At 67.1% G+C, this 10,846-nt stretch carries 10 protein-coding genes; 2 read left to right on the top strand and 8 right to left on the bottom strand.

The genetic code is table 11. The features are described 5' to 3' along the window. From ilvN to miaA, 3 genes are all read right to left on the bottom strand, one after another. Positions 1 to 337, bottom strand: a 337-nt coding sequence (gene ilvN / locus KDJ86_RS08490) for an acetolactate synthase small subunit (protein ID WP_291744687.1), incomplete at its 3' end; no start/stop codon positions are given. Next, on the bottom strand, positions 337 to 2,091 hold the full coding sequence (locus KDJ86_RS08485) for an acetolactate synthase 3 large subunit (protein WP_521085269.1): 1,755 nt from the start codon (positions 2,089 to 2,091) through the stop codon (positions 337 to 339). The genes ilvN and KDJ86_RS08485, both read right to left, overlap by 1 nt. A 255-nt stretch (positions 2,092 to 2,346) precedes the next feature. Then, positions 2,347 to 3,228 carry a tRNA (adenosine(37)-N6)-dimethylallyltransferase MiaA gene (gene miaA / locus KDJ86_RS08480; protein ID WP_291744685.1) on the bottom strand — a complete coding sequence of 294 codons (882 nt, stop codon included), beginning with the start codon at positions 3,226 to 3,228 and terminating at the stop codon, positions 2,347 to 2,349. A 9-nt stretch (positions 3,229 to 3,237) separates the two neighbouring features. Between miaA and KDJ86_RS08475 the strand changes: the two genes are divergently transcribed. Both KDJ86_RS08475 and serB read left to right on the top strand, forming a co-directional pair. Next, a complete protein-coding gene (locus tag KDJ86_RS08475; protein WP_291744684.1) occupies positions 3,238 to 4,569 on the top strand; it encodes a DUF1015 domain-containing protein in 1,332 nt (443 codons plus the stop codon). 46 nt (positions 4,570 to 4,615) lie between these two features. Next, positions 4,616 to 5,500, top strand: coding sequence for a phosphoserine phosphatase SerB (gene serB / locus KDJ86_RS08470; RefSeq protein ID WP_291744683.1), 885 nt, complete (start codon positions 4,616 to 4,618; stop codon positions 5,498 to 5,500). Between the two features lie 55 nt (positions 5,501 to 5,555). On the opposite strand, the gene KDJ86_RS08465 is transcribed toward serB, so the two are convergent. The 5 genes from KDJ86_RS08465 to KDJ86_RS08445 form a co-directional block, all read right to left on the bottom strand. After that, on the bottom strand, positions 5,556 to 7,046 hold the full coding sequence (locus tag KDJ86_RS08465; protein ID WP_291744682.1) for a DegQ family serine endoprotease: 1,491 nt from the start codon (positions 7,044 to 7,046) through the stop codon (positions 5,556 to 5,558). A 118-nt stretch (positions 7,047 to 7,164) separates the two neighbouring features. Next, on the bottom strand, positions 7,165 to 8,214 hold the full coding sequence (gene hflC, locus KDJ86_RS08460) for a protease modulator HflC (RefSeq protein WP_291744681.1): 1,050 nt from the start codon (positions 8,212 to 8,214) through the stop codon (positions 7,165 to 7,167). Then, the gene (gene hflK / locus KDJ86_RS08455; RefSeq protein WP_291744680.1) at positions 8,214 to 9,350 is read right to left on the bottom strand and encodes an FtsH protease activity modulator HflK; all 1,137 of its coding nucleotides are present in this window, start codon (positions 9,348 to 9,350) and stop codon (positions 8,214 to 8,216) included. The genes hflC and hflK overlap by 1 nt, the downstream gene beginning before the upstream one ends. 178 nt (positions 9,351 to 9,528) lie before the next feature. Then, positions 9,529 to 10,047: a dihydrofolate reductase gene (locus KDJ86_RS08450; protein ID WP_291744679.1), complete on the bottom strand. Its 519-nt coding sequence runs from the start codon at positions 10,045 to 10,047 to the stop codon at positions 9,529 to 9,531. Next, entirely contained in the window at positions 10,044 to 10,838 is a 795-nt protein-coding gene (locus KDJ86_RS08445) for a thymidylate synthase (protein ID WP_521085268.1), read from the bottom strand. The genes KDJ86_RS08450 and KDJ86_RS08445 overlap by 4 nt, the downstream gene beginning before the upstream one ends. Positions 10,839 to 10,846: the final 8 nt, after the last annotated feature.

Below are 10,846 nucleotides of genomic sequence, written 5' to 3'. Positions count from 1 at the left end.
TGACGATGGTGATCCGCGACTGGTGCTTGGCGTGCTCCGTCTCGGACACCGTCAGGCTGTCGATGTTGTAGCCGCGGCCGGAGAACAGCCCGACCACCCGGGCGAGCACGCCCGGCTCGTTGTCGACGGTCACCGACAGCGTATGCCGCTCGTAGCGCTCGTGCCGCTCCTCGATGAAATAGGCCGAGGCCGGAGCCGGCGACGGAAGCTCCGCCTCGTGGCGAAGCTTGCGCTTGGCGGGAGCCTTCCTGGCGGGGGCCTTCTTGGCCGCCGCCGCTTTCCTGGTCCCGGCCGCCGCCTTGCGGGCGGCCGGCTTGCGTGTGCGCGTGGTTGCCATCAGACGAGCGCCTTTCCCTTGGTGTCGATGGCGCTGCCGATCGCCTCGTCGGTTGCCTCGTCCGGCAGCAGCATCTCGTTATGCGCCTTGCCCGACGGGATCATCGGGAAGCAGTTGGCGAGCGCCACCACCCGGCAATCGAACAGCACCGGCTTGTCGACCGAGATCATCTCGGCGATCGCATCGTCGAGCTCGTCCGGCTTTTCGGCGCGGATGCCGACGCAGCCATAGGCTTCCGCCAGCTTCACGAAATCCGGCAGCGAATCCATATAGCTGTGCGACAGCCGGTTGCCGTGCAGCAGCTGCTGCCACTGGCGCACCATCCCCATATACTGGTTGTTGAGGATGAATATCTTGACCGGCAGGTCGTGCTGCACCGCCGTCGACATCTCCTGCATGGTCATCAGCACCGAGGCGTCGCCGGCGATATCGATGACCAGGCTGTCGGGATGGGCGACCTGGACGCCCAGCGCCGCCGGCAGGCCATAGCCCATCGTCCCGAGGCCGCCGGAGGTCATCCAGCGATTCGGCTCGTCGAAGCCGTAGAACTGCGCCGCCCACATCTGGTGCTGCCCGACCTCGGTGGTGATGTAGGTGTCCCGGTCCCGGGTCGCCGCGTAGAGGCGCTCGATCGCATATTGCGGCATGATGACGTCGGCATTCCGGCGATAGGCGAGGCAATCCCGCGCCCGCCAGGTCTCGATCTGCTTCCACCAGCCCTTCCGGGCGGTGTCGTCGATTTTCGGCTTCTCGGCCTTCCAGACGACCAGCATGTCTTCCAGCACCTCGGCCACGTCGCCGATGATCGGCAGGTCGACGCGGATATTCTTGTTGATCGACGAGGCGTCGATATCGATCTGGATCTTCCGCGACCCCGGCGAGAAGGCATCGGTGCGGCCGGTGATGCGATCGTCGAAACGGGCGCCGATGGCGATCATCAGGTCGCAATCATGCATCGCATTATTGGCCTCGAAGGTGCCGTGCATGCCGAGCATGCCGAGCCATTGCGGATCGGAAGCGGGAAACGCGCCGAGTCCCATCAGCGTCGAGGTGATCGGAAAGCCGGTCAGATGCACCAGTTCGCGGAGCGCCTTGGCCGCGCGCGGGCCGGAATTGACGACGCCGCCGCCGGTATAGAAGACCGGCCGCTTCGCCTTGGCGATCGCCTCGACCGCCGCGCGAATGGCGTTCGGATCGCCCTTGGTCCGCGGACGATAGGTCTTGTGCTCGACGTGGTCGGGCCCGGTATAGACGCCCGTCGCGAACTGGACGTCCTTCGGGATGTCGATCACCACCGGCCCAGGGCGGCCGCTGCTCGCGACATGGAAGGCCTCGTGGAGGACGCGGCTGAGGTCGTTGACGTCCTTCACCAGCCAGTTGTGCTTGGTGCATGGCCGGGTGATGCCGACCGTGTCGCATTCCTGGAAGGCGTCGGTGCCGATCAGGTGGGTCGGCACCTGCCCGGTCAGGCAGACCATCGGGATCGAATCCATCAGCGCGTCGGTCAGCGCGGTGACCATGTTCGTGGCACCGGGACCGGAGGTGACCAGCACGACGCCGGGCTTGCCGGTCGATCGCGCATAGCCTTCCGCCGCATGGCCGGCGCCCTGCTCGTGGCGGACGAGGACATGCTTGAACCGGTCCTGCTGGATGATCTCGTCATAGATCGGAAGCACGGCGCCGCCGGGATATCCGAAGACATGCTCCACGCCCTGATCCGCGAGCGCCTGGACCACCATCTCCGCGCCCGTCATCTGCTCGCCGTGCCTGCTTGCGCCGTTCTGTTTCCGTTTCATCTCACCACTCGGTCCCTCTCGACCCTTCCCGTTTCGCCATAAAAAAAGGCCCTGTCGGGCCCGGTCAGCGCACCACCAGTCGCGACGGCTCACGCCATCGTGGTGGTACGCTCCATGATTACGAGGACGAACTTCGCCGTCATTGCTTCACTCCATAAGCTGCGCCGCAAGATAGGCACGGCCGCCTGTCCGGTCAACGACTTATTTTTGCGATCACGGCCCGGGCGGTCCGACCCGCGGCCAGTCCGGCATCTGGTTGCGGAACCAGGTCTCCTGTCGCTTGGCATAGCGGCGGGTCTCGGTCTTGACCCCGGCGATCGCCTCGCCAAGCGACAGATTCCCCTCGAGGTGATCGTGGAAGTGGCGGACGCCGATCGCCTTCATCGCCGGCAACTCCGGCGAGAGGCCGAGCCCGAGCAGCCGGCGCACCTCCTGGAGCACGCCCTCGTGGAGCATGGCGTCGGCCCGTTCCGAGATGCGCTGATGCAGCCAGGCACGATCGGGAGCGATGACCATGCGGCGGACGTCGCCCGAGACCGGCGGCGGGACGCCAGGTCCCTCCCGCCACGCGGCCAGTGGCCGCCCGGTCGCCTCGAACACCTCGAGCGCCCGGCAGATGCGCGCCCTGTCGGAGGGGGGTATCTCACCCGCCGTATGCGGGTCGCATGCCGTAAGCCGCGCATGGAGCACCTCGGACGCGACGTCGCGCGTTTCGTCGGCGAGCCGCTCCCTGACCTCGGCCGGAACCGGTGGAATGCTCGCCAGTCCCTCGGTCAGGGCGCGGAAATAGAGGCCGGTCCCGCCAACGAAGATCGGCATCCTGCCCTCGCTCCGCGCCCGGTCGAGCGCATGCGCCGCATCGTTCAGCCAGAGCCCCACCGAATAGCGGGTCGTCGCCGGCACGTGGCCGTAGAGATCGTGCGGTACCGCCGAAAGATCGACTTCGTCGGGCCGCGCCGAGAGAATCCTGAGCTCGCGATAGACCTGCATGGAATCGGCATTGATGACGGTGCCGCCTTCGCTTCGCGCAATATCGATCGCCAGCCGCGATTTGCCGCTTGCCGTCGGCCCGGCAATGAGAATGGCATCCGTCATGCCGTGACTATGCCTCGGTTTGCGCGATCTCGCGCCGATACCACCGACGAGGTGTTGAACCCGTCACCGACGATCACTAAAACCGGCGCCATCCACTACGCAAGGACGTATGTGCCCGTGCCCCTTATTCAACCTTTCCGCGCCTTGCGCCCCGCGCCGGGACGCGCCGCCGACGTGCTGGCGCCCCCGTATGACGTGCTCTCCAGCGCCGAGGCGCGCGAGCGCGCCGCCGGCAAGCCGTGGAGCTTCCTCCACGTCTCGAAGCCGGAGATCGACCTTGGCAGCGACATCGACCCCTACGCCCCGGAAGTCTATGCCAGGGCGGCCGGGAACCTCGAACGGATGATCGCGGAAGGTATCCTCGTCCGTGACGATGCGCCGCTCTATTACGTCTATCGCCTGACCTGGCAGGGCCATGTCCAGACCGGCCTCGCGGCGGTCGCCTCGCTCGCCGACTATGCGACCAACCGCATCCGCAAGCATGAACTCACGACACCGGCGAAGGAAGACGACCGCGTCCGCCAGATCGAGGCGGTCGGCGTCCAGACCGGGCCGGTGATGCTCGCCTATCCCGCTGCCCCGCAAGTCGACGCCATGCTGGCCGCCGCGGCGGAAGGTGACCCGGTGATCGACGTCACCTGGCCGGACGGCGTCACGCATCAGCTCTGGGTCGTCGATTCGGAAGAGACGATCGCCGCCGTCACCGCCGCTTTCGACGCCATGCCCGCGCTTTATATAGCCGACGGCCATCACCGTTCGGCCGCCGCCGCCCGGGTCGCCGAGGCACGCGGCGACCGGGAGGGTCCGAACGCCGCCTTTCTCACCGTCACCTTCCCCGACCACGAGATGACGATCCTCGCCTATAACCGGGTGATCGCCGACCTCAACGGCCGGAGTGCGGAGGATTTCCTTTCCGAGCTACGCAAGCGCCTTGCCGTCGAGCCCTCCGACACGCCCGTGGAGCCCGACGCGGCGAACGTCTTCGGCATGGTCCTCGACGGCGCCTGGTACCGGCTGACGCTGCCGGCCGGCAGGATCCCCGCGGCCGACCCGATCGGCCGGCTGCCGATCACCCTGCTGACCCGCAACGTCATCGAGCCGCTCTTCGCCATTACCGACCCGCGCACCGACAAGCGCATCGACTTCGTCGGCGGCGGCCGCGGCCTGCGTGAGCTGGAGAAGCGCGTCGCGTCCGACGACTGGGCGGTCGCCTTCGCGCTCTACCCGACCAGCATGGCCGACCTGATGGCGGTCGCCGACGCCGATGGCATCATGCCGCCGAAATCCACCTGGTTCGAGCCCAAGCTCGCGGATGGCGTGGTCAGCCACGTCCTCGATTGAAGCGGCCCGTCGCCCATCCCTAGACCCGAGGATCCATCCCTCACGGATGACTGAATTCGTCACGACCCTGATCGCCGCGCCCGGCAACGCCGCCGCGCTCGAAGCGGCGCGCGCCGCCCTTGCGGATGCCGTCCCGGGCGCCCGCACGACCTGGCTCGGCGAGCATGAAGCCGTCGATCTTGCCTTCGAGGCCGCCGAGGCGCCGGACAGGTCGGCACTCGGCCGCCTGATCGACCAACTGCCGGTCGACCTCGTCGTCCAGCCCTCAGCCCATCGCCGCAAGCGGCTGCTGGTCGCCGACATGGATTCCACCATGATCGCCCAGGAATGCATCGACGAGCTGGCCGACCTTGCCGGTTTCAAGGCCGAGGTCGCGGCACTGACCGAGCGCGCCATGGCCGGCGAGATCGCCTTCGCCTCGGCGCTGCACGAACGCGCCGCCCTCCTCGCCGGCCTCCCGCTCGCAACCCTCGCCGAGGTGCTCGAGACGCGGATCACCACGATGCCCGGCGCCCGGACCCTGGTCGCGACGATGCGGGCGAATGGTGCCGCGGCGGTGCTCGTGTCGGGCGGCTTCACCGACTTCGCCGAACCTGTCGGACGGCTGCTCGGATTCGACAAGGTCAGGGCGAACCGGCTGCTCGCCGGTGATGGCCGTCTGACCGGCAGGGTCGGCGAGCCGGTGGTCGACCCGGACACAAAGCGGGCGACGCTTGAAGAGGAGGCGACGCGCCTCGCCGTCCCGCCCGAAGGGACGCTGGCGGTCGGCGACGGCGCCAACGACATCCCGATGGTCGAGGCGGCGGGGCTTGGCATCGCCTTCCACGCCAAGCCCAGGCTCGCCGCGATCGCGGATGCGCGGATCGACCACGGCGACCTGACGGCGCTGCTCTATGCGCAGGGATACCGGCGAAGCGACTTCGTCGGCTGACCCCATTTACCGGAGGGCATCGGCGGGATATCGGCCCCGCCCCGTCCGATCAGGCCTATTCGAGGGTCACCGCCACGAAGCGGAGATCACCATTCTTGTTGGCGAGCAGCAGCAGCGCCGACTTCCGCCCGTCGGTCTTGAGCTGCTTGATCCGCTCGTCGATGGCCTCCGGCGAATCCACCGGCTCCTGGGAGATCTCGAGGATCACGTCGCCGGCCTGCACCCGCTTCTCGGCGGCGGGGCTGCCCTCGATCACGTCCGTCACCAGCACGCCGTCGACCTCGTCCTTGATGCCGAATTTCTCGCGGAGCGTCGGCGAAAGGTCGGAAAGGGAAAGGCCGAGCGGCCCGGTGACCACAGCCGGCTCGTCGGCGGGCGCCGGCTCGTCCGCTTCCAGCGACGCGACCTCCTTGGCCTCCGCCTCCTCGAGGCGGCCGAGCTTCACCTTGAGCACCTCTTCGGTGCCTTTGCGGATCACCACGATCTCCACTTCCTTGCCGACCGGCTCGTCGGCGACCATCCGCGGCAGCTCGTGCATCGCCGACACCGGCCGGCCGTCGAACTTGACGATGACGTCGCCCGGCGCGATGCCGGCCTCGGCCGCCGGGCCCGGGTCGGTCACCCCGGCGACCAGCGCCCCGACCGCGTCCTTCATCGCCAGCCCCTCGGCGATCTCGTCGGTCACTTCCTGGATGCGAACGCCGAGCCAGCCTCGGCGCGTCTCGCCGAAGTCGCGGAGCTGCTGGATGACGTTGATCGCGGTGCTCGACGGCACGGCGAAACCGATGCCGATCGAGCCGCCCGTCGGCGAGATGATGGCGGTGTTGATGCCGATCACCTGGCCGTCCATGTTGAACAGCGGGCCGCCGGAATTGCCCCGGTTGATCGACGCGTCGGTCTGGATGAAGTTGTCGTAGGGACCGGAATTGATGTCGCGGTTGCGCGCCGAGACGATGCCGACCGTCACCGTCCCGCCAAGCCCGAAGGGGTTGCCGATCGCCATCACCCAGTCGCCGACCCGCAGATGCTCGGAATCGCCGAAGGAGAGCGCCGCGAGCGGCTTCTCGGGCTCGACCTTGAGCACCGCCAGGTCGGTCTTCTCGTCGCGGCCGATGAGCGTCGCGGTAAGCTTGGTGCCGTCGGCGAAATTCGCCGTGATCTCGTCGGCGCCGTCGATGACGTGGTTGTTGGTGACGATCACGCCCGAGGAGTCGATGACGAAGCCGGAACCGAGCGACTGCACGCGCCGTGGCCGGTCGCTATTGTCCTGCTGGCGCTGATCGAAGAATTCGTCGAAGAAATCCTGGAATGGCGAACCGTCGGGAAGCTTCGGCGCAGGCGTGCTGCGCGATCCCGTCACCGTCTGGCTGGTCGAGATATTGACCACCGAATCCAGCAGCTCGGCCGCGATATCGGCGACCGATTCCGGACCGCGCGCCCATGCCGGCGATTGTATGCCGGCGGCGACGCCGAGGCCCAGGGCGAGCACTCCCGCCAGTCGCCTGGTCAAGCCCGACTTCGCTCCACCGGATGCAAGAACGGCCATCGGTCCATCTCCTGAGATCGCAACAGAACCGCCCGTCCGCGGCGGACGGCGCATATCGCAGTATCATGCTGCAAATTAGGCAAAACGGCGACCCTCGAAAAGGGTCGCCGCGTCGCCATCACTCGATCGTGTTGCCGCCATCCGTCGCGGGCGTTGCGCCGCCGTCGACGACATCGGGCGCGGTCACCGCGGCGTCATCCATTGCCGCATCCGGCGCCGGCGCCGCCGCGGTCGGCTCGGGTTCCGCCACGGCACCATCCGCGCGCGGCGGAACATTCGGCGCCGGCTGCATCGCCAGACCCGTCGCGTCGTTGAAGAACCGGAAGAATTCGGAATCGGGCGAGATCACCAGCCGCGTGTCCGAATTGCCGCCAAGCCCCTGCTGGTAGGCCTGCATGGATCGGTAGAAGGCGAAGAAATCCGGATCGGCGCCGAAGGCCTTGGCGAAGATCTCGTTCCGCCTGGCCTCGCCGCTGCCTCGCTCGCGCTCCGATTCCTGCTGCGCCTCCGCGACGATGACCGTCGCCGTCCGATCGGCCTCGGCGCGGATACGACGCGCCTGCTGCTCGCCAAGCGCGCGGATCTCGGTCGCCTCGCGCTGGCGCTCGGTCTGCATCCGCTGGTAGATCGCCTGGCTGTTCGCCTCCGGCAGGTCGGCACGGCGGATCCTCACGTCGACGACATCGATGCCGAGGCTCGTCGCCTCGCGATCGACCCGCTCGGTGATGCGCTTCATCAGGTCGGCGCGCTCGTCACGCACCAGCTGGATGAAGGTCGCGTCGCCAAGCACCTGCCGAACCGCCGAATTGAGCAGAACCGACAGCCGCGAATCGGCGACCGGAATGGTTCCGACCGACTGGTAGAAACGCAGCGGGTCGACGATCTTGTACCGGCCCCAGGCATCGACCACGAGCCGCTTCTGGTCCGAGGCGATCACCTCGAGCGGCGGCGAATCGAGATCGAGAATCCGCTTGTCGAAATAGACGACATTGTCGATCAGCGGCAGCTTGTAATAGAGCCCGGGCTGCGCGATCGGCCGGATCACCTGCCCGAAGCGGAGGACCAGCGCCTGTTGCGTCTGGTCGACGATGAACATGCTGAGATAGGCCAGGACGCCGATGACGGCGATGATGATGAGGCCGATCCCACCGAAGATTCCGCGCTTCATCAGTTGCCCCCCCCGATTGAGGAACCTCGGCGCTGGAGCTGGTCGAGCGGCAGGTATGGAACCACGCCGGTGCCGCTGCCGGATTCGTCGATAATGACCTTGCTGGTGCCCGCGAAGATATCGGCCAGCGTTTCGAGATACATGCGCTGGCGGGTAACCTCCGGCGCCGCGCGATAGCTCTCGTAGACCTGGGTGAAGCGATCCGCCTGGCCCTGGGCCTCGTTGGTGATCCGGTCGCGATAGGCGATCGCGGATTCGGTGATCTGGGATGCCTGGCCTCGCGCCTCCGGAATCACCCGGTTGGCGTAGGTCTGCGCTTCGTTCTGCAGGCGCTCCTGGTCGGCGCGCGCCGCCTGGACGTCGCGGAACGCCGCGATCACCTCGCTCGGCGGGTCGACCTTGAGGAGCTGGACCTGCGTGATCTGCACGCCGGCCTCGTAGTGATCCATGGTCTGCTGGATCAGTTCCCGCACGTCGCTCTCGGTGATCTGGCGTGCCTGGGTGAGGAGCGGCTGGATGTTCGAGCGGCCAACAACCTCGCGCATGGCGCTTTCGGCGGCCGCCTTCACCGATCCTTGCGGGTCTTCCATGTTGAACAGGTAGTTCCGCGCATTGTCGATCACCCAGAAGACCGAGAAGTCGATGTCGACGATGTTCTCGTCGCCGGTGAGCATCAGGCTCTCTTCGGGAATGTCCCGGCCGCTGCTGCCGGTATCGTCGCCGAACTGGCCGATGGTCACCCGGTTAACGCGCGTCACCCGCGGGGTGTAGACGGTTTCGATCGGATACGGCAGGCGGAAGTTGAGGCCCGGAGGCGCCTCGCGATCGTATTTGCCGAAGAGCAGGACGACGCCGACCTCGTCCGGCTGCACCCGGAAGGTGAAGAAGTTGTAGGCGAGAAGCGCCGCCACCACCGTGAGGATCGCGATGATCGTCAACGGGTTCATCTTGCGGCCGCTGCCGCCGGGCAACACGCTCTTCAGACGGTCCTGGCTACGCCGCAGCAGTTCCTCGAGATCGGGAGGCGTCGGTCCGCCACCGCCGCCACCGCCGGTGTTGCGCGGCGGCTGCCCCCACGGGCCACCATTTCCGCTCTTCCAACCGCCACCACCGCTGGACTGATTGTCCCAGGGCATATTGCTCCTTTCCGAAGCTCCGGCAGGCCGCCGATAACCGGACAGCCGCATTTGATTTGGCGCGGGTTATAGGCGACTTGCCCGGGGGTTTCAACGCGCCGCCGTTGCCCGGCACCGCGCTTGCCTGGCACCTTCCAAGTGGTACTGCACCGGCTTTGTGTCAACTCGGCGGTTGCCGTCAGCGGCGTTCGTAAACGACAAATCTGGTTGCCGCTGTATCGCGCTCGCCGGCCGGCACCTCCTCCTGCGACACGGGGCGCCAGACCGCCGGATCGATGTCCGGGAAATGGACGTCCCCAACCGGCTCCGCAGCCACGTGGGTGATGTAGAGCCTGGCGGCGAGGTCCATCGCCGCCGCATAGACCTGGCCGCCGCCGATCACCACCACCTCCCCGGCCTCGGCCGCCCGGTCAGTGGCCAGCGCCAGCGCCGCCCCCAGGTTCGGAACCACCGCGATACCATCCGCCCGGAAGCCGGGATTTCCGGTCACCACCACGTTGAGGCGGCCGGCGAGCGGCTTGCCGATCGACTCGAAGGTCTTGCGCCCCATGATCACCGGCTTGCCCATCGTCAGCAGCCTGAAGCGCTTCATGTCGGTCGACAGGCGCCACGGCATCGCGCCGTCGGCGCCGATCACGCCGTTTTCGGCAACCGCGGCGATGATCGAGACGGTCGGCCTGCCGCTTGCGGCGCTCAAACCGCGACTTCCGCCTTGATATGCGGATGCGGATCGTAGCCCTCGAGGACGAAGTCGTCATAGACGAAGTCGAAGATCGACCCGACCTCCGGGTTGATTGCCATCCTCGGCAGGGGGCGCGGATCCCGCCCGAGCTGCAACCGGGCCTGGTCCATGTGGTTGAGATAGAGATGCGTGTCGCCGAGGGTGTGGATGAAGTCCCCCGGCTTCAGCCCGGTGACCTGGGCGATCATCATCGTCAGCAGCGCATAGGAAGCGATGTTGAACGGCACGCCGAGGAAGATGTCGGCCGAGCGCTGGTAGAGCTGGCAGGAGAGCTTCCCCTCCGCCACGTAGAACTGGAACAGGCAATGGCATGGCGGCAGCGCCATCCGGTCGACCTCCGCCGGATTCCAGGCGGAGACGATCAGCCGGCGTGAATCGGGGTTTGAACGGATGCCTTCAACCACTTGGCGAATCTGGTCGATCGACCCGCCGTCGGGAGCCGGCCACGCCCGCCACTGCGCCCCGTAGACCGGCCCGAGGTCGCCGTTCTCGTCGGCCCATTCGTCCCAGATGCGGACGCCGTTCTCCCTGAGATAGCGGATGTTGGTGTCGCCGGAGAGGAACCACAGGAGCTCGTGGATGATCGACTTGAGGTGGAGCTTCTTGGTGGTGACCAGCGGGAAGCCTTCGGCGAGATCGAATCGCATCTGGTGGCCGAAGATCGATCGCGTGCCGGTTCCCGTCCGGTCGCTCTTCTCGACGCCGGTCTCCAGCGCCATCCGCATCAGGTCGAGATATTGCCGCACGTCCAGCC

It is taken from the genome of Bauldia sp. (assembly GCF_020442045.1).
In the GTDB taxonomy this organism is placed as follows: Bacteria; Pseudomonadota; Alphaproteobacteria; order Rhizobiales; family Kaistiaceae; genus Bauldia.
The sequence above is the reverse complement of the archived record's forward strand: the minus strand, read 5'-3'. Positions and strand labels throughout refer to the sequence as shown.

Bases quoted from the DNA above. Each gene is read 5' to 3' on its own strand.
- KDJ86_RS08485 (WP_521085269.1), bottom strand. From the start codon at position 2,091: ATGACGGGCGCGGAGATGGTGGTCCAGGCGCTCGCGGATCAGGGCGTG.
- miaA (WP_291744685.1), bottom strand. From the start codon at position 3,228: ATGACGGATGCCATTCTCATTGCCGGGCCGACGGCAAGCGGCAAATCG.
- KDJ86_RS08475 (WP_291744684.1), top strand. From the start codon at position 3,238: ATGCCTCGGTTTGCGCGATCTCGCGCCGATACCACCGACGAGGTGTTG.
- serB (WP_291744683.1), top strand. From the start codon at position 4,616: ATGACTGAATTCGTCACGACCCTGATCGCCGCGCCCGGCAACGCCGCC.
- KDJ86_RS08465 (WP_291744682.1), bottom strand. From the start codon at position 7,046: ATGGCCGTTCTTGCATCCGGTGGAGCGAAGTCGGGCTTGACCAGGCGA.
- hflC (WP_291744681.1), bottom strand. From the start codon at position 8,214: ATGAAGCGCGGAATCTTCGGTGGGATCGGCCTCATCATCATCGCCGTC.
- hflK (WP_291744680.1), bottom strand. From the start codon at position 9,350: ATGCCCTGGGACAATCAGTCCAGCGGTGGTGGCGGTTGGAAGAGCGGA.